Source organism: Paenibacillus sp. LHD-38 (assembly GCF_031157315.1).
Lineage (GTDB): Bacteria > Bacillota > Bacilli > Paenibacillales > Paenibacillaceae > Pristimantibacillus.
The window spans coordinates 85,916-111,947 of the sequence record NZ_JAVIFU010000005.1; the positions used below are offsets into that span (position 1 = coordinate 85,916).

The following is a 26,032-nucleotide window of genomic DNA, read 5'->3' on the forward strand; positions in this document are numbered from 1 at the left end:
TTGATTTATGAAGGATTAGATAAAGCAAACATGAGCTCGCCCTCGGCAACGATCTGATCGCCTACCCTTGCTGTCCCTTGCCCTTTGCCGATTGAACCTTTGAGTCTTGTAATTTGGACTTCTAGCGTCAACGTATCGCCTGGCTTAACTTGTCCGCGAAAGCGGAAGCCGTCAATGCCTGCAAAAAAGCCCAGCTTGCCTTTATTAGCCTCAATCATCAACATAGCAACGGTACCGACCTGCGCGAGCGCTTCTACAATCAGCACACCAGGCATAACGGGATATCCGGGAAAATGGCCGACAAAATAAGGTTCGTTCATCGTCACATTTTTGAGACCGACAGCCCGTACACCCGGCTCAACCTCTAGAATCCGGTCGATTAGTAAGAACGGCGGGCGGTGCGGAATAATTTCTTGAATTTGATTAATGTCCAACATGTCAAAAAAATCTCCTTTCGATGGTTAGATAGTATAAAAAGTGTCAAATTGTACGACACTATACATATCCATCATAAAACTGCAGTTTATGAAGGTTAAGATAAGAGGCTTGGCTGCTTGGACCCGAAGTGTCCTCCGCCAAGCCTCTTTGTTCATATATAAGACTTTATAAGTTCTCACTTATAAATGTGCATATATATGTTTGCGAAGCGGGCTTTTGCCGCCAAAGGACGGCTGCAGCCGTTTACGCATGATATGTAGTTGCCTCAGAAGTTCACGTATGTCCGGTAGGTGTTTCTGCAATCGGTTTGTTCAGCGCCTTGAACATAACGATATACATGATAGAAGTCAAGAACGAGAAAGCAATAACCGCCCACAAATAAGAATGAGCATTTGGCGCTTCGAAGAAAATGAGCATGATCGCTACATAGAAGAGCACAGTTGTCAGCTTGCCCATCCAATTCGCAGGTACCGTCTTTTTTCCCCGAAAATGAAAATACAATCCCCCGGCTATCATGCCCAAATCGCGCAAAAACATCGCCGCAGCAGCAGCCCATGAAATATGGCCGGAGATGAGCAGCGATACAATAACCGTGATGAGCATTAACTTATCAGCGAGCGGATCAAGCATAATGCCGACCAACGTAACCTGACCGCTTTTGCGGGCGATATAACCATCAAGAACATCGGTAATACCTGCAGCAACCATAATCAGAAACGCTGGAATCATATGTCCTTTTACGAACACCACTATGTAGACGGGGATCAATACAAAACGCAATGATGTTAAGAGATTCGGCAGATTCAAACTCTCACGCTCCTCTACCTATTGCTGACTGTCCACCATGGTTCCCAACTATTATACAACTACCTCCCGTAAAAATAAAACTATCACTGCTTCGCAAAACCCGCTCTGCCGGTTAAGAGCCCTTATCGCCTCGTGGTTTACTAAAATTTAAATAACAAATATTGCCTTCGTTATTCATTTTCGCCGTCCTTTTACCGTTAATAAAAGAAAACATTTACTTTAAACAAGAAAGGACAGGGATGTAGTGAATTTTAGTTTACGCTTTAGCATGTCGTTGAAAGAACCTCGTAGGTGGCTGGCAGCTGTGCTTGCAATTGCAATGATTATGACCTCGGCAACGGGCGTCGTAAACGCCGCAGAAGACACCGTAACCGGCATTGAATTTACTTATGATGCGTCAGATTACAACAGCAGCACATCATCGCTCGAAGTATTCGTTGAAGATGACAAGGTCAACTTATCCGTATTTGCCTCCATCTCAGGCTCGTCATCAAAGAGGGACATTACTATGGAAGCTACATGGAAATCTTCCAATACTGCGTACGTTAAAGCAGAAAAAGGCGTTTTAACCGGCGTTGGCAAGGGAACCGCGACGATAAGCGCTACTTATAAAGGCTTTACGATTTCCATCAAAGCGGCTTCTGATTATGTGTATGATTCGATTACGCTTATGCAGAACGGAACAGCAGCTCCTGTATCCAAGGATATTGAAATCGGACAACCACTGGCCTTCACGCTGAACGGAACGAAAGGAAGCGTGACCGATTTAGCAGTCACAACCGAAGCGGTATGGACAACCTCAAACGCCGCTGTCGCAACCGTTGATGAAGGTGTGATTACATTAATCGGCGTCGGCTCTGCTGTGATTTCAGCTAAGCTGAAGGGCAAGTCTGACACCGTTACGCTTAATGTCACTTCACCCTATAAGTCGATAACGATCGATAACGCTGCTTCCGGCAATTTGGTCGAGTTAGACATCGGCTATGACGATAAGGTATTAACAGCCTCGGCCGCACCCAAAACAGGCGGTACTGAGCCCGTCACGGACGTTGCCAAGTGGGTCAGTGCCAATGAAAAGATCGCTACCGTAAAAAAAGGCCTGGTATCAGCGGTAAGCGCTGGTAAAACAACGATTACCGTCTCTTATAAGGGCGTATCCACATCTGTCGATGTCGTCGTCCGTACAGCTTTCCAATCGATCAAGCTGTCGCCGGAGAAGGAATATCACATGCTTCTGCAGGATTCGCCGATTCAAATAAAAGCGGAAGTTCTAAACAATTCCAACGTGACCTCCGATATGACAAGCCAAGCCGAATGGACGTCCTCGAACGTTGTAGTCGCTACCGTTTCCGCTGGTAAAGTGACGCCTAAGTCCGTAGGCACAACCAAAATTACGGCCAGCCACAAAGGCGTAAGCCGCAGCATCGACATTACCGTGTATCCAAGCGTTAATGAGCTAAGCGTTGAGAGTGAGACCATTGATGGCTTTAAGGGCATCAGCGGGGACCTGCCGGCCGTTACGGCAACAACCTTTGACGGAACGAAGGTAGACGTCTCCAAAATCGTTACCTGGACTTCCGCCGACGAGAAAATTGCAATCATCAAAGACGGAAAATGGACAGCGAAGGAGCTCGGCGAATCTACGCTAACCGCATCAGTACAAGGGCATAAAGTCGGAGTGAAGCTAATCGTTCACGTGAAGCCCTTGAAGCTTATTGCTGAAGTGAAGGATCTGAGCATTATTTTAGGAAAAGAAACAGCGTTCCCTTCTGTAACCGTCATTAATGAGGATGGCGAGGAAGAAGATGTCTCAAGCAAGATCCAGTGGAAAACGACCTCCGAGGATATCATTTTGAAAGATACGACCATGAAGGGATTGGATGTAGCCAGCCTTACGCTGTCAGCCACATACTTGACCAAGAGCGTATCCGTTCGGGTGAAGGTCGAAGAAGAAATCGTTAAGCTTGTCGTCGACCCCGTTTCGATTGAGCTATATCCGGGAAGAACCAAATCGGTTAAAGTCACCGGATACTATAAAAGCGGCAAACAAGTTTCTTTAGGCTCAAAAATGAATTGGGAAGTCGGAAATCCAGGTATCGCAACCGTCAGCAGCACATCCGTTAAAGCGGTTGCTGTTGGAACGACGAAGATCACCGGAACCTACCAAGGAAAAACCGTCGTTGTGCCCATCGTAGTGGTTCAGAAGCTGAAATCGCTGCTTCTATCTAGCAAATCGGTACAATTGAGTGCAGGCGGAACTTATTCCGCTAAACTGCAAGCTAATTTCACGACGGGCGATCCTGCCGACGTTACGGAGAGCGCCGTTTGGACATCCTCCAAAGCAAGCGTCGCGACCGTCCAGGATGGCAAAATCGTCACCGTCAGCAAAGGCACGGCATCCATTAAAGCAACCTATGCAGGCAAGAGCGTAACAATACGGGTAACCGTCAAATAAAGCGGATAAGGGTATCCCAGGGCTTCATTCAGACCTGTGGGATAGCTTCTTATCTATCAAAAAAGGTTATCCGATAAGCAGCCGCGGCCGTTTATCGGATAACCTTTTTTATTTCTATATTCATTAGGATTCAGCAAACACGAGATCGTACAAATGCCGCCACGTCGCCCAGCTGAATACGTCGCCCTCTGCTTGCTTGCCCAAAACGACATAACCTATATAGAGGCCTGCCACAAGCATGATAACCATTATAAGCGGCACGATGCTTTTGCGTAATATCCATAGCAGCGTGCTTACCCCTTTGGGCCGTTGCTTCTTTTTGGAGTCTCCGTCAGCCTTTGCGCGGCTATTGCGCTTCTTTCTGCCGGATCTTCCCTCTTCCGCTGTACTCCCGAACCCGCCTTCTTCGCGGTCCATTCGTTCATCGGCCATACTCATCACCATCATCCTATCCTTATGCGCGCAGCCCGTTCGTAAGGCTCATCATCGTATCGCTTGATGATAAAGCTCTAGCTGCCAATTGATAAGCGCGCTGCACATTAATAAGCTCGGTCATTTCATCCGTGAGCTCAACATTTGATTGTTCCAAGTATCCTTGACGCAGAACAATGCTATTTTCCGAATCCGGTACGATTTGCTGTACAACATCGCCAGCATCAATTCCATTAGCAACAACAAACAGATTGTCGGAAACCGCAGTCAATGCCGCAGGGCGGGAAGCTTGCAGCAGCTTTATGCTGCCCAGCTCTATCGTTCGCTCAGAAGATACGCCAAGCACGCTTCCATCCGGATTCACGCGAAGACTGTACCCTTGCGGCAATACGATATTGCCTTCAACTATGTTCCCAGTCAAGGGGTCTCTTACGTTAGCAACGACCGGATAACCGTCTTCCGTTGCCAAAATCGTATCACCGTTTGCGCCGACCGTCAACTGAAACGCCCCGTTACGCGTGTAAGCACGGTTGCCAGCGGCGTCCACTTCCACCTCAAACAGCGCATTGCCTTCAATCGCAATATCCGTTTCTTTATCCGTTCCCTGCATGGGCCCTTGCGATAAATTTGGTTGAACCATCGTCATTCTTGAGCCCCAGCCTTGCGTGAAATCCATTGGCGTTTTACGGCCGGGTTGACTGAACGCTTCAGGCTGGCTTCTTAGGTTCGTTAGAAGATCCTCGAAGGTCGCTTCCTTCCGCTTGTATCCTACCGTATTTACATTCGCAATATTATCAGCAAGAAGATCGAGCTTCTGTTGAAGCCCATTCATCGATACCATCGCGTTGATCATTGAACTGTTCATGCTTCGTGCACCTCCGCTGCTTCAACCTGTTGCTTAAACGCGACCGACCTCGTTAACCGCTTTGCTTAAGCTTTGATCGTAAAATTGGATAACCTTCTGGTTCGCTTCATAAGCCCGCAGCGCCGACATCAGGTCAACAGCCGCTTGCGCCGCGTCGACATTCGAACGCTCGACATAGCCTTGCCTCACTTCAACGCGCTCGCCCGGAGCAATTGCAACCGCTTCGCCGTCCTCGCCTGCAAGGCGAAAGCTGCCGTTCCCTTCACGAACCAGCATATTCGGATTATCAACGCGGCTAATTAGCAGCTGTACACCTATATCCTGTCCATTCGCATCGATAAATCGCTGATCTTCCGTTAATATCAATCTGTCAAGCCCCACACCGGCGGGCATTTGAATAGGCTGTCCGTCTGTGCCAAGCACGCTTGATCCATCGCTGCCCATAAGGAAGCCTTCCTCCGTCAACGTAAACTTCCCGCCCCGCGTGTAACGAACCTCGCCGTTTTGATCCTGCAGGGTAAAGAAGGCTTGCGGCTGATAGGTGACTTCTCCGTCCGGACCTACATTTTTGCCGGATGCATCAAAAGCCAGTCCGTTCAATTCAATGTTGGAAATCAACGCGAAATCCGATGAGTTATTCGTCTGCGTTAAATCGCCTTGCAAATGGATAGACAAGCTCTCTTCCGCAAAAACGCCGTTTGTCAGTTTCCCGATCTTCGTATAATTTTCTTCTCCCGCTCCAGTTAAAGAAAGCATCATTTCCGGAAAAGAACGAGTTACCGCATTGGTCTGTTTATAGCCAGGCGTATTTATATTTGAAATATTATTCGTGACGGTATCATGTCTGCGCTGCTGAGAAATCATGCCCGACGCGGCGGTATATAAGCCTCTTATCAAGTTGTTACCTCCCTGGATGCTTCCAATCGATCTTACTATATATGTTATCGGTTGAAAGCAAGGCTGCCTGAATAGCTTGTCCTGCGACCTATGACTCATTTACGCCTCGGCTGCGCCCCCCTAAGGCTCCCTACCCACGCAAATGTTATTGTTTTAGGCCGCATCTATCTTTACTTCTTCCCGAGCTTGTCCAAGTTATCTAGCAAAATTCCAGTTCCTTTAACGACGCAGTGCATAGGATCCTCTGCAATGAGTACCGGCACCATCAGCTCTTCCGCAAGCAGCGCATCAAGACCACTGAGTAAGGCGCCTCCGCCTGTCAAAATAACGCCGCGGTCAATAATGTCTGCCGACAGCTCCGGCGGCGTGCGCTCGAGTACGGCTTTAGCTGCCGATACAATAGACATAACTGAATCCCACAGCGCCTCGCGCACCTCACCCGAACGAATCGTGAGCGTAAGAGGAAGCCCCGAGACCATGTCACGGCCGCGAATATCGATCTCTTCTTGCCGTCCTCCCTCAAGCACTGTTCCGATCTTGATCTTAATGTCCTCGCTCGTTCTCTCGCCGATGAGAAGCTTGTATTTATTTTTGATAAACTTCATGATCGCATCGTCGAACTTGTCCCCCGCAACCTTAATGGAGGAGGCAGTGACAACGTCGCCCATAGAAAGAACGGCCACGTCTGTCGTGCCCCCGCCAATGTCAACAACCATATTGCCGCTAGGCTGGAAGATATCCATTCCAGCCCCTATAGCGGCAGCTTTCGGCTCATCCTCAAGAAAAACTTCCTTGGCACCGCTGCGTTCCGCAGCTTCACGAATTGCTTTCTGCTCTACTGAGGTTATATTGGTTGGCGCACAAATTAGTATTCGGGGACGGCTAAACCATTTCCGTCCCCCGACACGGTCAATAAATGCTTTTAGCATGATTTCCGTAATTTCAAAATCCGCAATAACGCCATCGCGCAGCGGACGAATCGCTATGATGTTGCCTGGCGTCCGGCCTACCATGCGATGCGCTTCCTCACCTACGGCCAGCACGCGCTTCGTATCGCTTTCAATCGCAACGACTGAAGGCTCATCGAGCACGACGCCTCTACCTTTCACATGAATGGATACATTGGCTGTACCAAGATCGATCCCGATATCCTTGCTCAACATAAGGCTTAAGTCCCCCAACGAATAATAATTACAAAACGTACGTTTGGTTCCCTTGACACAGAAACCGCTAACGTTTATTATTCGCCAAAATAGACAAATTTCCTCTATAATTCGAGAAAAAACTTCACAGTTTCCCGGCAGCGAGTACCTCACGCTTCTTCGTGCTCGTTTTCTTGTATTTGATCTTGGTCGCTTCTCCTCCCCTCAGATGCCGAATGGATTTGTGGTACTCGAGAATGTGCTTAACCTGATCGGCCAAATCGGGGTTTATTTCAGGAAGCCGCTCAGTCAAGTCCTTGTGCACCGTACTTTTGGATACACCGAACTCTTTGGCGATCGTTCGCACCGTGTGCTTCGTTTCCACGATGCAGCGGCCTATTTTAATGGTTCGCTCCTTGATGTAATCGTGCACGTTCCCGCCTCCCTACTCGAGATAGTTTGGTACATTATATGAGTAGGTCACGTATATATTCGTTATGGTCAAGCCTGACAAGCCGGAATGTGAAATTTTTTTCAGAAAAACGAAAAACAGGCAGGGATTTGCTCCCTGCCTGTACGTCTAAAGTCCTATTTTTGAAATTTTTACTCTGTGATTAGCGAGCTTGGATTAACCGGCTTGCCGTTGCTGCGTGTTTCATAATGAAGGTGAATGCCAAGGTCGCGTTCCAAGTCATTGCGTCCGGCTTTTGCGATCACGGTACCTTGCGTAACATCATCGCCAACTTCAACCGCAACATCGGTTACGCTTTGGTATACCGTTACAAGACCGCCGGCATGGGTAATCTCAATTACATTGCCGTTCGTCGGTTCAGCCTTTACATAAGTGACTTTACCCGATAGTGCAGCCAGCACGTCGAAGGTTTTACCGCTTGGGTCAACGAAGTCAATTCCCATATGCGCGGAGAAGGTTTCTCCTACTTGAACGAGAGCAGCCTCGCGCTCTTCATCGCTTGCTTTTTCGTCATAGAACGGCAGTTCTACTTGCAGTGCGGCTCTGTCAGCCAGCGGCCATTTAATCGACTCATTGCCTGCGATAACCTCAACAGCATCCTCACCCTTGCCTTGCGTTTCAGTCGTACCCTCTTTTGAATCTTCAGTAGTAACGGCTTTTCCTGTTGTAGGACTCGTTTGATCCGCTCCCTGATAGATCCACATTAAGGTTACGATAATTGCTGCCGCGGCCATGAAGATTGCTGGAGATACCCATCGCTTTGCAAAAAGGTTCTTCCATCCACTGCTAGATTTGGCGGCAGACGTTCCTCCCAGAACGGTTTTGGGAGTTTCTTCTGGTCTTTGCTTCGGTTTACTTTGATTTTGATCATTCATTTTCTATCACCTCACTAGCCATTGTTACCAGATCTGCTAGGTTTATACGTGAGGTGATAATGAAATATTGAAAGAGTTTAAATTAAGAGTGACTGGCGAGCTGTTCCGAAAGCTTTGAAGCTTGCTCCACTTGAACGCTAGAATAGTAATGCGCCAAAATTTCCTCAGCGCCCGCCCCCGATTGCGCCATACCGTTCGCTCCCCATTGGCTCATACCTACGCCATGCCCATAGCCGTAGGTGGTAATCCATATCGAACTGCCTTTTATATTCCAAGTAAATTGAGAGGATGCGAGACCTAGTTTTTCTCTCACTTCCCGCCCCGTAAAGGTTGCTCCTCCTATCACTATCTTGCTGATCCGATTGCCAGCGGTCTTCTCTACTATACGAATAGCTGATTTGGCAGAGCTCTTCCTTGCAACTCCGAGCTTCTTGTAAAACTCTTTTAGCGGCAGCTCTACCGTTTCCTTATATCGCGGTGAAATGGCTTCATCCCATGGACTTGCCACGCTTCGCAAATAAGGAATCTCCTGTTTCCAGTAGTCCTCCGAATTTTCGGTATACCCGTTGCTCGTGGAAAAGAAGGTTGCTTCGATCGGATCACCTTTATACGTAATGATCTTGCCTCTCGTTTCTGCAACCGCATCATTCAGTTTTTTCATGTTTGTTTTCTGTTCGGACTTTGGCCATTTTTTGGCGAGATCCGCGACAGAGACATAAACCTGGTGCTCAATCGTATCCGTCACATCTGCGTCTTCAACCGGAACCCCGCTGTCATTGCCTTGTATGATTCTCCGTATCATATACGTACGCGCGGCAATGGCTTGCGCCTTTAGCGCCTCCAGCTCGAAGCCGATTGGCATTTCCGCAGCCACAACGCCGCGGACATAGGTTTCGAGCGGTACACGCTCAATTCGTTTCTCTTCTGTCATATAGACACGGACCACGAGACGATCGAGTATCGCAGGCGTCTCCGCATTCGATTGACCGCCTGCAGCTGGATTCGTCTTCTGCGGATTGGCTTCTTTAGAAGTAGTCTGCCGCTCCTCGGTGTCCTTCGGAGTATTAATAGAAGACTCTGCTTGCGTATCATTCTCCGCCAAATGATTCTCCGTTATGTACCTTGCGGATTGCGCGCCCCGGAGCTCATTCAGCGAAAGCCTCACTAGCAGCACAGAGGCTCCCAGCATTGCGCCTACAGCAAACAAAGCCAGCCCTCTGCTTGTCCGCACTCGACTGATCAACGAAACTATTGAATACATCCCTATCCTACGCTTCATGAGCTCTCCTTCCACCTTGGCCGGGGGAGAGTTTATAAGAATCCGCTAGCGAGGAGTCCCTCTCTCTTAAACCGGTCCTGATGGTACATTCTATGAGCGTGAATGATAGGGTAGAACCGTTAAACGTCTAATCATGGCGAAGCGCGTCAACTGGCCGCAGGCTTGCCGCTTTATTCGCAGGCAAGTAGCCGAATATGACACCGACGAAAGCAGAGAATACAAAAGCCAGCCATACGGTATCTATTGGAACCTCCGTTTCTGTTTTCATTACCATTCCGATAGTAAAAGAGGCGATATAACCAAGACCAATGCCGAGTGCGCCTCCAAGACCGCTTATGCAAACCGCCTCTACCAGAAATTGAAATAAAATATCCCGTTTCTTGGCTCCCAATGATTTGCGAATGCCAATTTCACGCGTCCGTTCCGTTACTGACACGAGCATGATATTCATTATGCCGATCCCGCCAACGATAAGTGATATGATTGCTACATATATAAGCTGCCTATTCATTATTTCATTTACCGAATTCAATGTTTCCATGGCTTCTTCTTGATTAAGCACCCGGTAAGCATTCTCATTCCCCCGGAATTTCTCATAGAGAACAGCTTCAATCCCTGTAACGGTCCTATCCATCAGCTTTGTATCCGACACGATTAGGTTAATGGTAGATACACCGCTTGTTTGAAATATCTTTTGAGCCGTCGTTACGGGAATTAATATTTTCTCGTCATTCGAACCCGTAAGCGAGCTGCCCTGCGATTCAAGCAGGCCAACGATCGTAAAGTTGTAACCGTTGATTGTTATTTTTTTGCCGACTGCGGCAGACGGGTCTTCACCCTCATCCTCGAACAGGTCGGTCGCGGTATCCACGCCGATAAGCGCTACCTTTGTGTTGTTTTTAATATCCGGAGAGGCGATATATCTTCCATCTTGCACCGGAAAATCCTTTACTTCTTCGTAAGCGGCCGTAATTCCTTCTACGGTCACCGTTACTTGCGTTTTGCCATACTTCGCATAGCCCGTCGTACTTGTCACCGGAGCAACGCCCGCCACATTGGCAACTTCGCCAAGCTCATTCGCTTCATCCACGGAGAGCGTCGTAACCGTACCTCGGCCAGTAATCGTAACGGAGAGCGAATCCGGACTTCCAAGTGACGATACCTGCTCGGCCACCTCGTTGGAGGATGCCTTCCCCATCGCCACCAACGCGATAACCGTTGCAACGCCTATCAGAATACCAAGCATAGACAAGATTGTTCTAAGCTTGTTGGACAAGACGCTCTTGACTGCCATCTTGAAGCCTTGCGTGAGTTTCATCGCTACCCCTCCTTCCTTGCTCCTGCTCGGTCAACACCCCATCCCGTATAATTACCGTTCGGCTTGCCCGCTTCGCTACTTCCATATCATGCGTAATCAGCACAATCGTCTGACCCGCTTTGTTTAGTTCCTCCATCATGTTAAGCACTTCCATGCCCGTTTTCGAATCCAGCGCGCCAGTCGGCTCATCGGCAAGCAGCATAGGCGGGTTAGTCGCTAGCGCGCGTGCGATCGCAACCCTTTGCTGCTGGCCGCCCGAGAGCTCATTTTGGCGGTGGTTTAATTTTTGGCCAAGCCCGACCCTCTCCAGCGCGTCCATTGCGCGAAGCTTCCGCTCCTTGCCAGGCAAACCCCGGTAAATAAGGGGAAGCTCACAGTTCTCGAGTGCCGTAAGCTTTGGCAGCAGGTGATAGCCTTGGAAAATAAAACCTATTTTTTTATTGCGCATTTCAGTCAGCTTATTGTCGTTTTGCCCCGTTATCTCAAGGCCTTCCAGCTTATAGCTTCCTTCGCTTGGCAGGTCAAGGCAGCCTATAATGTTCATTAACGTCGACTTCCCCGATCCGGATGGGCCCACAATCGCTAGAAAATCGCCGTGCGCTACCGTTAGCGATACCTCATGCAAAACGGTCGTCTTTTCCCGCGCCATCATATATGACTTCGTAATATTCGTCATCTCAATTAAAGGAACGTTTGAGTTCATACTCATCGCGCACCGCCGCTTGTTGTGTTCCGCATTCCGCCTCCGCCAGCCATTCCGCCCGTGCCTCCGCCTGGGAAGGCCATGCCGCCGCCTGGGAAAAAGCCCTGCTGCATGGTCATCTCTTCCGTTTCGGTGCCCATGCCGGCCGTTCCTTGCGCAATCGGAACAAGTACGCTGTCACCCTCCGCAAGCCCGGAGACGATCTCTACGAAGCTCGCATCGCTAAGACCTGTCGTCACCTCAACCAGCTGACCTTCAAGCCCGCCCTGCATCCTGCCGCCTGCTCGCCCGCCTGCCGCAAAACCGCCGCCGGCTGCTGCCCCCGCTTCTCCGTTTGCTCCTGCTTGCCCTGCCGTGCCACGCTGGCCGCCCGCTGCTGCGCCCGTACCTTGGCCCGCTGCCGGCTGTTCTCCGCTCGCCGCGCCCGTTTGTCTTGACTCTGCTCCCTGCTGGCCGCCTGCCGCTGCGCCCGTACCTTGGCCCGCCGCAGGCCGCTCTCCAGTCGCTACGCCTGCTTGACCTGACGCTGCTCCCTGCTGGCCGCCTGCGGCAGCGCCTGATCCAGTTGTTGTCCGTCCTTGCTGCTGCCCGCCCGCTGCAGCAGCTTGCTCCCCGTTTTCACTAGGTATGCGAACGAATGATTTTGTTCCCATTTCAACGACAGCATTAACCGGCACCAGAACGATGTTTTCCTTGGACGCAATCGTTATAGCCGCTTCACCGGACATGCCGACCTTGACTCCTTCAATATCCGTAAGAAGGATATTCACCTCAAACGCCGACGAGCCATTATTCGAGGTGCCTTCCATTGCAATTTCGGATACGGTCGCATCAATCGTATGGTCCGTAATGGCGCTCAAAGACAGATCAACGGCTTGGCCGACCTTTACCGATGAAATATCAAGCTCATCTACAGAGGTAACAAACTCCAGCTTGGTATAGTCCACAATTGTCGCTACTGTCGTATTGGCATTGACTTCATCGCCCACTTCAATATACATTTCCGTAATTTCCCCGTCAATCGAGGCGGAGACTACCTTTTCCTCTTTCGCTTGCTCATCGTATATATCTTGCAATTGCTCCTCGTAATCGGCTATTTCCGTGTTCGCGTCTTCTATATTTTTCTGAAGGGATTGCTTCGTTGCCTCCTCGTTTTCCGTTCCCGTTGCTTCCTTATAATTCTCTTGGTATTCTTCTATCGATTGTTCCAGCTTGGTTATGCTTTTTTCTATCGTTGAAATTTTGTCTTCATTATCTTCTGCGGCCTCAAATGTAACGAGAATTTGGCCAGCTTTGATTTTATCCCCTTTTTTCACATTCACCGTCGCAATCGTACCGCTCTTGCCCGCCGTGACCGTCTCCCTCGAATTTGCTGCTACCGATCCCGTACCGCTAATTTGTTTTAAAATAGATCCTTTTGTAGCGGTTACCGTACGAGAAGTGGGCGTCTCACCTGCCGCTTCCTTCTCTTTCGCAAAATAAAAATAATAGGCACCTGCCCCAGCAGCAGCCAGGATAATGATAATGCTGAGCCCTATCGTCCATTTCTTCATCTACTGTAATCCACCTTCCATCGGTCTTAGTAAGTTAGAATATAGCACGCAAAAATGAACGGAAGATGAACAAGCCTGCGTTCGCGGCCCCCCAGTTTTGACTTGCTGCATGCCGGCAGGTACAACATAAAAAAAGAGCATAACCCCTTCGCCCAAAGAGGGAGAAGGAACTATGCTCTTACCATTACTCATTTATAAAGGCGGAAGCTCCTGCAGAACGGGCAGCGAGGAGATTGCCCCTGCTCTTGTCGTTGTCAGAGCCGCAGCGGCATTGGCGAACGAAACCATCCTTTGTGCCTTTTCTGCATCAATCCCGCTTACAGCACCCTCATTCAGCAGAATCTGGTACAGCAGGGCGCCTATGAAGGCATCGCCCGCTCCCGTTGTATCTACCACCGCTACCTTCTGACCAGGCGCAGCTTCTTGGTAGTGTGGCGTATACCATACTGCTCCTTCAGAGCCCCTCGTGTATACAACAGCCTGTACATCCCCGACAAATAAAGAAGAGATAGCCTCCTCCTCATCCTCGATACCCGTAATAAAAGCTAGCTCGTCCGAGCTGATTTTGACCAAATGGCTCTGCGGGATGAATTGCAAAATCGTTTGCCTGCACTCCTCATGATTCGACCACAGCGGCAGCCGTACATTGGGATCAAAGCTGATGAGACCGCCTGCTGCTTTCATCGCCGCAATCGCCTTGATATGCGCGTATTTAACAGGAGCTTCAATGAGATCAACCGAGCAATAGTGCAGGATATCTCCCTTCGCGAACCGATCCCCGCAGATCTCATCCTCGGAAAGCAGCATATCCGCGCTAGGATTCCGATAGAAAGAAAAATCCCGGTCACCGTCTGCCTTTAAGCTGACAAAGGCAAGCGCCGTATTCGCTTCATTCGTTCGCAGCACGAAACTTGTATCTACACCGGCTTCCTCCAATGTTTCCACGAGAAAATCACCAAAGGCGTCGACGCCCAGCTTGCCGATGAATGCGCTGCTTCCGCCCAGCTTCGCCACTGCGCAAGCAACATTAGCCGGAGCGCCTCCAGCCTCCTTCCGAAAGCCAACCACATTCTTTAATTCAATTCCCCGCGTATCCGGAATAAAATCAATTAACGCTTCACCGATCGTATATACTTTCGACAGCTTAAGCCCCTCCTACTTTATATCCCATTTTTTAAAGGATACCATAGAACATAACCCTTCGGCATACGCTTGAATGCCTAGTGAATTACTGCCGGGGTAAACTCGGCATGTCATCACCTTTTCGCCGCCCTGTATAAAGATCTCGACGGAGGATTTATCGACGAAAATATGCAATGCGAGCAAACCATCCTTGAGCGCTACCTTTGTTCTGCGCTCCCCGCCAAGACCGATGCCTGACTTATCACGGTTAAATCGGAAGATTCCTTCCGTTTGACGATAGGATAATACGGTCTCTTCCCCGCCGTGTACCCGCAGCTTCAAGCCAAACTCCTCCGCCTGGTCCGCCTGAAATACAACCTCCAGCTCGTAGCAGTCTCCACAGGCTTCCATGTCTTTAACGCCAGTCAAAAGAACATTGCCTATCTCATAAGCGTTATGCCTGTACGCCTTCACTTCTTCCAGCGGCTTAAACAGTAATGACTTTCCTTGCATGACGACCTCTCGCGGCATCGTCATCGCTCCTGCCCAATAATGGCCGAGCTGCGTCGGAATTTCCGTCTCCCACGTTTCCATCCAGCCCATGATGATTCGTCTGCCTTTATCATCGATCGTTGTCTGCGGTGCATAAAAATCAAAGCCGCAGTCTATTGGCTCATAGCAATCATAACTAAAGCTGCTTTGCTCGATATCCAATCGGCCGACCATATAAGTGGCGGAGTGAAGATTATGATAGTCGTCTCCTTGTGCAGGCATACGCTGCGGCGACATCACAAGCACGTCATGCTCACCCAGCTCGAACAGATCCGGACACTCCCAATTATCGCCCAGCTGACCGTCGCTGCGGGCGATTTCGCCAACCAGGCTCCAATTCCCAAGATCCTCCGAGCGATATAATAAGATGAGGCCAGTGCCTTGCCCATCATTTGAGCCTATTACCGAATAATAAACACCCTCGCGCGTAAATACCTTAGGATCTCGGAAATCCTTCTGGCTTACGTCCGCTGGTATTAGCTCTGATCCGATGACAGGGTTGCTTGTCAGCTTCTCAAAACGAATGCCATCCTCGGATACGGCAATGTTTTGATTTTGGCGGTAATCATTTTCCTTATCCGGCCCCGTTATGACATGGCCGGTATACATTAAATACAGCTTCCCGTCTTGCTCAAAAGCGCTGCCGGAGAAACAGCCGTCGCGATCGTAATCCTGATCCGGCGCCAGAGCTACAGGTAGATATTCCCACGTTATAAGGTCGCGGCTCACAGCATGTCCCCAGTGCATCGGCCCCCATACCGGTTGATACGGATAATGTTGATAAAACATATGGTATTCGCCGTTATAGTAGATAAAACCATTAGGATCGTTCATCCAGCCAAACTCGCCCATTAAATGAAAGCCCAGCCGGTACTGTTCTTTCATCAAATATTTACGCTCTGCAATAAATGTGTCGGCATTTTCTCTCGTGTACAAAATAAAGCATCCAACCCTTACTTATTATTTAATTGAACCCTGCATAACTCCTTGGATAATATATTTCTGCGCAAATAAGTAGACAACAAGCACAGGCAAGATCGTCAGCATAAGACCAGCCATAAGCGGGCCGTAATCAACGGTGTACGTACCGAAGAAATAGAAAGTAGACAGCGGAAGCGTCCGCTCATTCGGCGCGATCAGCACTAAGGATGGCAATAGGAAATCATTCCAAATCCATAACACATTCAAGATCGCAATCGTAACCGTCGTCGGGGCAAGCACTGGAAAAACAATACGAAAAAAGGTTTGCGTTCGCGTACAGCCATCAATAAGCGCCGCTTCTTCCAGCTCAGCCGGTATGCTTTTTACAAAACCATGGTAAATAAAGACCGCAAGCGGGCTTCCAAATCCGATATACATATAAATGAGGGCCCATTTGCTGTTTAAGAAACCAATGGAGCCGTATATTTTGACGAGAGGGATCATAATGGCTTGGAACGGAATAATCATTGCCGCTACCATTAAGAAAAAGGTGTATTGATTCAGCTTCGTTTGATTTCTTACAAAATAATGAGCCGTCATAGCTGCCAGAAAAGAGATCAGTATGACGCTAAGCACCGTAATAACGACCGAGTTCGTAAATGCAGAAACGTACTCCATTTTGCCAAATGCATTCGTATAATTTGCGAAGCTGAAGCTATCCGGCAAGGACAGCGGACTTGATGTAATCGCCTTATTTTCCTTAAACGAGTTGACCAGCAGCATCAAAAAAGGAAAGACAAAAAGAACCAAGCAAATGAGGAGGGCAATGAATTTCGTCCAAGCAAGTGCTCCATTTTTATTTTCCATCACGCCTCAACCTCCAGCTTCTTGCTAAAGTAAACCTGAGCAATGGTAATCGTAGCTACCAGCAGGAACAGAACGAAGGCCTCGGCTTGGCCGACTCCATAGTCTCTCGATAGGAATGCCTTCTCGTACACATGCATCGATACCATCTCCGTGCTTTTGAACGGACCGCCCTTCGTTAAAGAAAGGTTCAAATCATAAACCATAAAGCATCTTTGGAGAGATAGAAAGATACAAACGATAAATGACGGTACCATCAGCGGCAAAATCATTTTGCGCATTTTGGTCAACAGGCTCGCTCCATCGATACTGGCCGCCTCCAAAATATCCTTAGGCACATTCATTAGTCCGGCCACATAAATGACCATCATATAACCTGCATATTGCCATACCGTTACAATAATCATCGACCAAAAGGCTTTATTCGGATCAGCCAGCCAAGAGGCACCAAGCAGCGGGATACCCCACTCTTTCCCTACATATACTAATACATTGGAAAAAATAAATTGCCACACAAAGCCCAGCACAATACCGCCCACCAAATTCGGAATGAAGAATCCGGCTCTGAACATACTTTGCCCCTTCAAGCCGCTCGTTAGAACATAGGCCAGCAGGAAGGCCACCACATTAATAAGTGCAACTGAAATAAACACGTATTTCAAAGTCAGTAAAAAGGACTTCCAAAACACAGCATCCTTAAATACCGATGCGTAATTATCAAACCCCACTAGACTGCTTGATGTCGATATGCCGTCCCAGTTCGTGAAGGTCAAATATATGCCATACAAGAAAGGAACAATCATTACAGCTAGAAAGGCAAATAAAGTAGGTCCGGTAAACAGCAGCCGCAGTCGCAAGCGATTCCACAGCCCTTTTTCCGTTATCATCATGATCCCTCGCATTCATGCATGTTATTTGGTGAATCGAAACATAGATAAGAGTAAGCGGCTTACCCCGTCACATTCGCTGGGTAGGCCGCTGTCTTGCTGCAAATGTTTATTTAACGGCTTTCCAATAATCCTCGATTTCTTTGGTTAATTCCGCGCGATCACCTGCGCCAGCCAAATATTTTTGCATCGCGGCACCTAACTTAGCCCAGTGGTCTGCAGGAAGCGTGCTCATTGAATCTTGTGTTTTGCCGTTTGCGATATGCTCAGAAATCGATTTCGCAAGAGGGTCCTTCGCTTCGAGCGTAACATTCTTAAACGCTGGAATGATGTTCGCTTTATTTACAAGGAAGTCTTGCCCCTTCTCGTTGTATACCATCCATTCCAAGAACGTTTTTGCAGCAGCTTGCTGCTCAGCCGTATTCTTCTCTTTGTCGAGCACCAAACGCTTCGAAACAGCAGAAGAAATTTGTGTATTGCCGAAATCATCCGCATTGTTGCTCACCGGTACTGGAAGGAATCCATACTGACCGCTCGCGGTATCAAAGCTGCTAATTTGCGGCCATGCCCAGTTCCCTTGGAACCAAATGCCTACCTCACCTTTACCCAGCACTTCCGGTCCTCTCTCATAGGTACCGGACAACGGGGATGTCTTATCAATGTTGTATTTTGCCATCACATCAAACGTATCTATCAAACCATTAAAGACAGCGTTGCTTGCCAAATCGACTGTCCCTGCTTTCAAATCTTCTACGAACTTCGTAACCGCTGCAGTATCAGCAGATTGACCCGCGTAAGCTAGCGGCAAATAGTGAGCACCGAGCGACCAATCCATTGGGGAAATGATTAGCGGTGCTTTCCCGGAGGCCTCGATTTTTTTGAACAGCTCTTCCAGCGCGTTTGTCGTGTTGATCGTCGCGGGTTCAAACGACCCGCCTACCGCTTTATCTACAACCGCTTTGTTATAAATGAATCCATATCCCTCAATGGCAAGCGGGAAAGCGTAGTTTTTGCCATCGAACGTCGTAAGTGAAGTGCTGCGGTCAACCGCGTCGGCCATCCACTTCTCGCCGCTCAAATCAAGCACACGATCCTTGAATTTCTCAACATCGCCTGTGTCCAGCATCGTAATGGTCGCTGGGTTTCCTGAGGCATAAAGTGCCGATGCTTTCTCAAAAGGCGATTGTCCAGCAGGTACAGGTATGATTTCAAGCGTTATGTTCGAATAGTCTTCTTTAAATGTTTTTGCCGCTTCTTCCAGTGGGGCTTGAATTTCACCCTTAGAGTTAAGCAGCGTTATTTTCACTTCTGATTTTTCATTAGATGAACCTGCGTTACCGGAATTACTGATATTGCTGGAATTACCGGTATTACCAGAATTGCCGCATGCCGTAACAACCATAACAGCGATAAGCGACAGCGCAAGCACCTGTATCCACTTCAAAGATTTCATATCATTGCCCCCGATTCTTTAAATTTATAAACGTCTTACCGATCGTGTAAACCGCTTTCATACCGTATTATATATTCGTAAAATCGTTATGTCAATCGTTTGACATGTCAAACGATTGACATATTATAGAAAAATAAAAAAACCCTTATTTCATAAGGGATTTTCATTGTTAATGCTATGTGGTTGCTCTTTCAACAAGAGACACTGGAATAATATTTTCGGTCTCAAAAAAATCCTCATTCATCTGCTTCACAATTAAATCGACCGCCATTTTCCCGATTTCTGAAATCGGCTGTTTTATCGTCGTGAGCTCCGGCGTTATCCATCTAGCAGCCTTGACGTCGTCGTAGCCAATAATCCTCACATCGTCTGGAATTCGTTTGCCCGCAGCCATGCATTCCTTAACGGCGAATGCAGCAATAATATCACTCGTTGCGAATAGGCCGTCAATGTCGGGGTGATCCTTGAACAGCTGATAAATGATTTGTTCATACTGCACTTGATCAAATACATTCATATCTGTCTGTATGATGATGTGCTCAATTCCATGCTCCTCCATCACTGCTCGAAAAGCCTCTGTTCGTTGGTTTGCCAGCAGCTGCAGCTCCAGATTTCCACATATATGCGCTATTTTTTTACAGCCTTTACCTATCAACAGGTTCGCAGCAAGATTTCCACCCGCAAAATTATCCGAAGAAATAAACGGGATTTCACCGCTGATTTGGCGATCAATTGTCACGATCGGGGACCTTAAATTTTTGTACTCTTCTACCTGCAGAGTATGGCTTCCCATAATGATACCATCGACACGATTCCGCTTGAGCATTTCGATGTAGTCCTTTTCCTTAAGCGGATCGAGCTCCGAGTTGCAAAGCAGCATTTTATAGCCCAGTTCATAAGCATAGTTTTCCACATGGTTCGCCAGCTCACTAAAAAAAGGATGAGATACGCTAGGGATGATTAGTCCGATTACGTTAGATTGCTTTCTTAATAATGCACGAGCAATTTCATTTGGCTGGTAATGAAGTTCCTCCATGGTCTTGTACACCTTGGCCCTTGTTGCCTCGCTAATATAACCGCGATTATTTAATACGCGGGAAACCGTCGTTACGGATACGTTCGCTAATTTTGCCACATCATGTATCGTTGCCATGGCTGCCCCTTTGCATTTTCAGTCGTTCTACCCATTATAGCGAAATGAACTGCAAATTTATACTCGTTCTGCGGTTCAAAATGCTTGTATGATCTGTTCTTTCTCACTTGTTCCATACAATAAAAAGAAGCTGTTTCAGATAAGCCCGTTACGGCTTATTTGAAACAGCTTCTTCGTTTTGCGTATGGATAACTGTTAAGCCCAGGTTGGCTGCACTTTAAGAACAGCTACCTCTTTCTCACGCTTATAAGGTACAGCCGTGTCTGCCTCTGTTACCGCTGCGGAAATCGCGACCACGGACGCTTTTTCCCGAGCCACCGATGCAGGATTGCCTTGCTTGCTTGAAGTTGCTGCGGCAGCAGCGCTCTCTTCCATTGACTCGACGCGATGAATATCTGCGCCAAGAGCAGCGAGCTTACCTGTAATATTGACATAACCGCGATCCACATGATGCAGTCCGGTTACTTCCGTCTCACCGTCTGCGCGGAGCGCTGCACATATAAGCGCTGCTCCTGCTCTCAAATCGGTTGCACAGACTTTTGCGCCCGTAAGCGGCAATCCTCCGCTGACAATCGCCGTACGTCCATCTACCTTTATTTGAGCGTTCATTTTTTGGAATTCCTCAACATGCATAAAACGATTTTCGAACACCGTTTCCGTCACGACGCTCGTGCCTTCCGACACAAGCAGAAGAGCCATCATTTGCGATTGCATATCTGTCGGGAAGCCCGGATGCGGCAATGTTTTGACATCGACGGATTTCAAAACAGTCCCCGATTGTACCCGGATTCCATTATCGCTTTCCGTAATTTCCACGCCCATTTCTTGAAGCTTGGAAATAACCGGTGTCAAATGATCGGCAATCGCGCCTTCTACGAAGACGTCGCCGCCCGTAATCGCCGCAGCGATCATAAACGTGCCAGCTTCAACGCGGTCAGGAATCACATTATGCACTGCGCCATACATGCGGTCTACGCCTTCGATACGAATAACGCCCGTACCTGCGCCGCGAACCTTGCCGCCCATTGCATTAATGTAATTAGCCAAATCAACAATTTCCGGTTCTTTGGCTGCATTTTCAAGAATCGTCGTGCCTTCGGCTAAAGCAGCCGCCATCATTATATTTTCTGTTGCGCCAACGCTAGCTACATCCAAATAAATCTTCGCACCCTTAAGTCGAGTCTTCGTGCTGGCTTCGATAAACCCATGTCCAAGCGTAATTTCTGCGCCCATCGCCTCGAAGCCCTTCAGATGCTGGTCAATCGGACGAGTGCCGATCGCGCAGCCACCCGGCAGCGAAATTCTTACCTTGCCTATACGGCCCAAAAGCGGTCCCATCACAAGGAAGGATGCGCGCATTTTACGGATAAGCTCATAAGGAGCTTCAAAAGACGTAATAGCTCGCGCTGTAATGCGCATGGTTTCATTGTTATAGGATAATTGTGCGCCTAAAGAGGCGAGCACTTTCTGAATCGTCATAACGTCGTCGAGGAGGGGTACGTCATGGATGACGCTGTCTCCTTCTGTCGCCAATAATGAGGCCGCTAAAATGGGGAGTACTGCATTTTTTGCTCCGCTAACACGGACCGTTCCCTTCAAACGCTGGCCTCCGCGGACGATAATTTTGGTCATCTTATGGTTCCCTCCGCGAACTGCAATTTCTATTACCTAATCGTGAATAATCTGGAATTTCTCATTTTACCCAAACCTCATCTTATCACTCATTTACATGAATCGACAAGCGTTAAATTATTGCCACTTTTTGTACACGCTTCCCTCGGCAATTTATGACTTTTTTCTCCAGAAACGTTACTTTTCAAGTGAAAAAATACGTTTCCATTCCAAGAATAGCCGCTAAATTATATCTATTCGCAAGCCATTTGCTTTTTGAGTCCGTCATGTATTACCCATTGTTGACATGTTTCGCTTTTGTTATTCGACAAAGCTTTTGAGAAGCACGGTATAGCCCCAATATTCCAAAATGAATTTGGCCAATAAATGACCCATAATGATGGCAACAATAACTTGAAAAAGACGTGCTTTGGGACTGCGCGGAAAACGGAAAAACGTCTCCCACTTTACCTCCTGCAGGACAAACCAAACAAATATAATACTTAGGATAACAATGATAATCGAGAATAATCCGGTCATGCCGGTATAGTTTTGCAAATCATGATAAAGCTCGGTATCAACGTTCATGCTGCCCCCCTGGCTTCTCCTTCTTTTAGGATCAAAGACTGGCACTGCGCGCAAGCAGCAATCTGGCCGTTCGTACAATCCCTACCTACGGTTACTAACGAAACGCGAAGTAAAATTGTTTTATGCAAATTTTAGGTAAGCACCCGGTGAAGAAGCACGGTAAAATCTGCGCGGCTTGCTTGCTGCTTCGGCATAAACTGATTTGATTCCACCCCTTCAATCTGCCCGTTTACCCTCATGGCATAGAGCATGGGAGCGGACCAATGCGTTTTGGATACGTCAGCGAACGGGTCTGAAATCGGCAGCCGAGGCTGCACGCCGTCCGCATAGCCGATAATCAATGCCATTTCCGCCCGCGTAATCGGCTGATCCGGCTTAAAGGAGCCTCCCGGGAAGCCTTTTACCCACTCTTGACCGACGGCGCTCGCAATCGCATCATACGCCCAGTGGTTTACTGAAACGTCATTAAAGCGTTTATCCGGAGCTGTACCCGTTGAAATGGGCTTATACGCCTTGACGACCATCGCCACGGCCTCCGCTCGCGTTATGGCACGCTTCGGCTCGAACCGATAGCTGCCCGTTCCATTAATAATGCCTTTTTTGTTTAACGCTACAATTTGATTTTGCGCCCAGTGCCCTTTGATGTCCTTGAATCCGGCAATTAGCTCATCTGATTTTACTTTTAATCGGTAATATTGCTTGTCGAACGGGGCTTCAGCCAGCAGCTTTACGTAATACACGCCTGGCTGCAGCAGCAGCTCCTTCGTTTGAAGCTTGCCGCTCGACCTCGTACTTGCAGACGCTAATTGCTTCATACGTTTGTCGTACAGCTGAAGATTCAAATCATTATCGCTCGGCACGCCGGTTATAGCCATGCTGATGATACTTGGACTCGCAACGCGATATTGAAACCAATCCACGTCGGCATAGCTGCCGATCACACCTAGATATTCCGTGCCGGAATTCATCATAAAAGCTTCATAGGATTTATCGTTTGGTTCATTCGGATCATCATATTTCGGCGTATAGTCCATCTTGAGCGTGTAGATCCCTAGAGACGGACTTGCTTCGGAGGAGATCGCATTGTGAACACGAATATAATATTTACCAGGTGTCACAGTTATGACTGGTGACCGTTCGGTCTCCCCTTCGCCTTCGTCGTCGTACACCATGAGCTGCTGCCCTGCTTTTTGGAGTGCAAGCCCAGGATCGATACGCGCGGTATTCGTCGTGAGCACGAGACTAAGCTTGCCGCTTTGCGTAAAAGTCACGGCAAACCAGTCCCGGTCGGCGGTCTGGTGAAAATTGCCGATAATCGACTGGGAACGGGGTTGAAGCGTCGACGCTTCATACGATTTGTCATTCTTCTCATAATCATCTGGTTTTATTGTAAAGGTAGATGTAAGCAGGTAAGGCAGGTCATCATCGCTGCTTTGGTTAATAAGCTCAAGATGAATAAGATGCTGGCCCTTTTTAACATCAAGATCAATCGTACGGTTTGCCAGCTTCGTATCCGCGGTGCTCTGCTTTACGCCAATTGTATAATGGGTAAGACGGACTGGCGGAACGATTTTTCCGCTGGCTACAAGCCCTGCGTATTGTATCGTCAGCTTACCGTCATACGGGGTATCGATTCGATACCAATCATGATCGGCGGTCCCCTTCAGCAAGCCTGAAACTTGAGTGCCGAGCGGAAACCTCGCAGCCGATTTCTGGCTGTTGTTTGGTTCGAACCCATCTGTCTGCAATGTTGAACGTACCGCTTGGTCAATTTGCAGCACGCCGTAGCCGGAAGAGCTGTCCGCGCCGGACGGACCGATATCCTTGGCCGTTTGCCGCAGCAGCTCGCGTATTTGATAAGGCTTCAGGTTCTTGTAGCGCGACCATATGAGAGCCGCTGCAGCAGCTGCCTGCGGGGCAGCCATAGAGGTACCTTCCTCTTTCTTATACAGCCCGCCGAGGGCCGTCGTATATACATTCCACGGTGCGACCAGATCAAGCTCAGTTCCATGGTTAGATCTTGCGTCAACCGTATTGTTTGTCTTCACGCCTCCAACAGCAAGCACGGTTGGATAGGCTGCAGGATATTTTACCGACGCTCTCTCTCCGAGAGCCACCCCATCGTTGCCCGCCGCTGCTACCAGAAGCACGTTTTTGCTTTCCGCATACTTTACGATATCCAGCATGTAAGGGGAGTAACGATGTAAGCCGACGGACAGCACAACGATCTTTGCGCCGCTTCGGACCGCATACAATATCGCTTCGCCAAGCTCCTGCTCTGTGCCGTCGCCACTCTGATCGAGCGCTTTAATCGGCATTATTTTGGCTTTCCAAACGATGCCTGATACACCTATGCCATTATTTCCTCTTGCTGCGATGACACCAGCTACGCTTGTGCCGTGTCCGTTGTCATCTTCAGGCGGCTCTCCCGGATTCACCAGATTGGCGCCCGGAACGAGATTATCCTTCAAATCCGGATGGTCGAGATCAACGCCGGTGTCAACGATTGCAATGGTCAGCTCCTGCTGCTCTTGGACGGTTTCCCACGCTTTTATTGCGCCAATCTGACCGAGATAAAGCTGCTTAGGCAGCTCTGGGTCATTGGCAGGCAGCGTGACAGGCACAGCGGCGGCTGCAAGCTTCGCTGCAGGGGCCGAAGGGACTACAGCCCTCTCCGGCACTCCCTCCGCTTGCGAGGGCATGAGCGGCTCCTGCGAAGGTGTGTCCGCAGGCATGGATAGAATGTGCACCGCATCATTCGGGTGCACATACTCCACGTCCGGCAAGCTTCGCAGCCGGCGCAGCCACTCCTGCACGTCCGCGTCCTTATCGGCCGGACGTACGAGCATGACCGCCGCCTCATTTTGGCGGCGCAGCACCTGTGTCCCGCGCAGCTCATGCGCGAGCGCGGGGCTTCGCCATTTGAGCAGCCAGCTTTGCGGCTGCTCGGTTACGCCGCCTGCGGCGGCAAGCGCCGCAGGCAGCGCTCCGGGAGCGAGCCCTGCGGGGGCAGTGCCCCCGAGGGTGAAGCTCCCGATCAGCAGCGCGAGCAGCGCCTGACGGAGGAGCTTGCGCGGGGCAAGCATGCTTTGCGAGCTTACTTGCATTTGCAAGCGCGCAGCGCGGTTTTGGACCGCAGCAGCTAACCTCACAATCGTTGCAACGCAGCCAACCTCCCGCTTATTTCCAACTCTTTTTGGTTCTATTCGATTTATCATCGCATTCTGCCTTCGATTAATGAATCCGTTATTTTCCGTTCCCACTTTCATTTAAATATACCATTCATATCAGTTCTCTCCGGAGCCGCCAATTCCCTTGTTGCACGCAGACAAAAGGACAATAGTCCTATGATTCTAAGACTGCACAACAGAAGCAAAAGAAAATCGGTCAAAAACTATTATTTCCCGGTAAATATGTACTAGAGTAAACGTGGGTGATAGAAGCTCAGTACGCCTCAACGACTACCTACATGAACCATTTCTCCCCTGATGCTCATTACCCACATCTTTTATCGCTGAAACAAAAAAACCTCTTTCGCCTAGCAAAGCCAATCAAGCCTAACGACTGACACCATCCTGTGTGGCAAAAACTATCGTATCGCAGGGTTAAATAGGCACACATTTTAAAGCGAAAACATACAAATTC

General features: G+C 48.8%; 22 protein-coding genes. 1 reads left to right on the plus strand and 21 read right to left on the minus strand.

From position 1 onward, the window contains the following. Positions 1 to 5: 5 nt before the first annotated feature. Together fabZ and RCO25_RS05990 are read right to left on the minus strand one after the other, a co-directional pair. Entirely contained in the window at positions 6 to 437 is a 432-nt protein-coding gene (gene fabZ / locus RCO25_RS05985) for a 3-hydroxyacyl-ACP dehydratase FabZ (protein WP_138753720.1), read from the minus strand. 274 nt (positions 438 to 711) lie between these two features. After that, positions 712 to 1,245: a CDP-alcohol phosphatidyltransferase family protein gene (locus RCO25_RS05990; RefSeq protein WP_308995222.1), complete on the minus strand. Its 534-nt coding sequence runs from the start codon at positions 1,243 to 1,245 to the stop codon at positions 712 to 714. Positions 1,246 to 1,549: 304 nt separating this feature from the next. Between RCO25_RS05990 and RCO25_RS05995 the strand changes: the two genes are divergently transcribed. After that, entirely contained in the window at positions 1,550 to 3,700 is a 2,151-nt protein-coding gene (locus RCO25_RS05995) for an Ig-like domain-containing protein (protein ID WP_308995223.1), read from the plus strand. Positions 3,701 to 3,823: 123 nt separating this feature from the next. Here the strand turns inward: RCO25_RS05995 and RCO25_RS06000 are convergent, their stop codons facing one another. The 19 genes from RCO25_RS06000 to RCO25_RS06090 form a co-directional block, all read right to left on the minus strand. Next, positions 3,824 to 4,138, minus strand: a complete 315-nt coding sequence (locus RCO25_RS06000; protein ID WP_308995224.1) for a DNA-directed RNA polymerase subunit beta — start codon at positions 4,136 to 4,138, stop codon at positions 3,824 to 3,826. A gap of 16 nt (positions 4,139 to 4,154) precedes the next feature. After that, positions 4,155 to 4,997, minus strand: coding sequence for a flagellar hook-basal body protein (locus RCO25_RS06005; RefSeq protein ID WP_308995225.1), 843 nt, complete (start codon positions 4,995 to 4,997; stop codon positions 4,155 to 4,157). Between the two features lie 33 nt (positions 4,998 to 5,030). Continuing rightward, positions 5,031 to 5,894 carry a flagellar hook-basal body protein gene (locus RCO25_RS06010; protein WP_308995226.1) on the minus strand — a complete coding sequence of 288 codons (864 nt, stop codon included), beginning with the start codon at positions 5,892 to 5,894 and terminating at the stop codon, positions 5,031 to 5,033. A 170-nt stretch (positions 5,895 to 6,064) separates the two neighbouring features. Further along, positions 6,065 to 7,057 carry a rod shape-determining protein gene (gene mreB / locus RCO25_RS06015; protein ID WP_308995227.1) on the minus strand — a complete coding sequence of 331 codons (993 nt, stop codon included), beginning with the start codon at positions 7,055 to 7,057 and terminating at the stop codon, positions 6,065 to 6,067. A 124-nt stretch (positions 7,058 to 7,181) separates the two neighbouring features. After that, a complete protein-coding gene (spoIIID, locus tag RCO25_RS06020; protein WP_053373789.1) occupies positions 7,182 to 7,469 on the minus strand; it encodes a sporulation transcriptional regulator SpoIIID in 288 nt (95 codons plus the stop codon). 170 nt (positions 7,470 to 7,639) lie between these two features. Further along, positions 7,640 to 8,383 (minus strand): peptidoglycan DD-metalloendopeptidase family protein, encoded by a 744-nt coding sequence (locus RCO25_RS06025; protein ID WP_308995228.1) that lies wholly within the window; start codon positions 8,381 to 8,383, stop codon positions 7,640 to 7,642. An 82-nt stretch (positions 8,384 to 8,465) separates the two neighbouring features. After that, positions 8,466 to 9,662 (minus strand): stage II sporulation protein D, encoded by a 1,197-nt coding sequence (spoIID, locus tag RCO25_RS06030; RefSeq protein ID WP_308995229.1) that lies wholly within the window; start codon positions 9,660 to 9,662, stop codon positions 8,466 to 8,468. A 127-nt stretch (positions 9,663 to 9,789) separates the two neighbouring features. Then, the gene (locus tag RCO25_RS06035) at positions 9,790 to 10,980 is read right to left on the minus strand and encodes an ABC transporter permease (protein WP_308995230.1); all 1,191 of its coding nucleotides are present in this window, start codon (positions 10,978 to 10,980) and stop codon (positions 9,790 to 9,792) included. After that, positions 10,922 to 11,689 carry an ABC transporter ATP-binding protein gene (locus tag RCO25_RS06040; RefSeq protein ID WP_308995231.1) on the minus strand — a complete coding sequence of 256 codons (768 nt, stop codon included), beginning with the start codon at positions 11,687 to 11,689 and terminating at the stop codon, positions 10,922 to 10,924. Before RCO25_RS06040 ends, RCO25_RS06035 begins: the two co-directional genes overlap by 59 nt. Then, complete coding sequence (locus tag RCO25_RS06045) at positions 11,686 to 13,236, minus strand: efflux RND transporter periplasmic adaptor subunit (protein WP_308995232.1); 1,551 nt, start codon at positions 13,234 to 13,236, stop codon at positions 11,686 to 11,688. The genes RCO25_RS06040 and RCO25_RS06045 overlap by 4 nt, the downstream gene beginning before the upstream one ends. 192 nt (positions 13,237 to 13,428) lie before the next feature. Then, positions 13,429 to 14,379: a carbohydrate kinase family protein gene (locus RCO25_RS06050; RefSeq protein ID WP_308995366.1), complete on the minus strand. Its 951-nt coding sequence runs from the start codon at positions 14,377 to 14,379 to the stop codon at positions 13,429 to 13,431. 12 nt (positions 14,380 to 14,391) lie between these two features. Continuing rightward, positions 14,392 to 15,846 carry a glycoside hydrolase family 32 protein gene (locus tag RCO25_RS06055; RefSeq protein WP_308995233.1) on the minus strand — a complete coding sequence of 485 codons (1,455 nt, stop codon included), beginning with the start codon at positions 15,844 to 15,846 and terminating at the stop codon, positions 14,392 to 14,394. Positions 15,847 to 15,870: 24 nt separating this feature from the next. After that, positions 15,871 to 16,698, minus strand: coding sequence for a carbohydrate ABC transporter permease (locus tag RCO25_RS06060; protein ID WP_308995367.1), 828 nt, complete (start codon positions 16,696 to 16,698; stop codon positions 15,871 to 15,873). Beyond that, positions 16,698 to 17,582 carry a carbohydrate ABC transporter permease gene (locus RCO25_RS06065; RefSeq protein ID WP_308995368.1) on the minus strand — a complete coding sequence of 295 codons (885 nt, stop codon included), beginning with the start codon at positions 17,580 to 17,582 and terminating at the stop codon, positions 16,698 to 16,700. Before RCO25_RS06065 ends, RCO25_RS06060 begins: the two co-directional genes overlap by 1 nt. Before the next feature lie 109 nt (positions 17,583 to 17,691). Further along, positions 17,692 to 19,035, minus strand: coding sequence for an ABC transporter substrate-binding protein (locus RCO25_RS06070; protein WP_308995234.1), 1,344 nt, complete (start codon positions 19,033 to 19,035; stop codon positions 17,692 to 17,694). 175 nt (positions 19,036 to 19,210) lie between these two features. Then, positions 19,211 to 20,188, minus strand: coding sequence for a LacI family DNA-binding transcriptional regulator (locus RCO25_RS06075; RefSeq protein WP_308995235.1), 978 nt, complete (start codon positions 20,186 to 20,188; stop codon positions 19,211 to 19,213). Positions 20,189 to 20,383: 195 nt separating this feature from the next. Further along, positions 20,384 to 21,820, minus strand: a complete 1,437-nt coding sequence (gene murA / locus RCO25_RS06080) for a UDP-N-acetylglucosamine 1-carboxyvinyltransferase (RefSeq protein WP_308995236.1) — start codon at positions 21,818 to 21,820, stop codon at positions 20,384 to 20,386. A 300-nt stretch (positions 21,821 to 22,120) separates the two neighbouring features. After that, on the minus strand, positions 22,121 to 22,387 hold the full coding sequence (locus tag RCO25_RS06085) for a DUF1146 family protein (protein WP_308995237.1): 267 nt from the start codon (positions 22,385 to 22,387) through the stop codon (positions 22,121 to 22,123). Positions 22,388 to 22,518: 131 nt separating this feature from the next. Further along, entirely contained in the window at positions 22,519 to 25,605 is a 3,087-nt protein-coding gene (locus RCO25_RS06090; RefSeq protein ID WP_308995238.1) for a S8 family peptidase, read from the minus strand. Between the last annotated feature and the right edge of the window lie 427 nt (positions 25,606 to 26,032).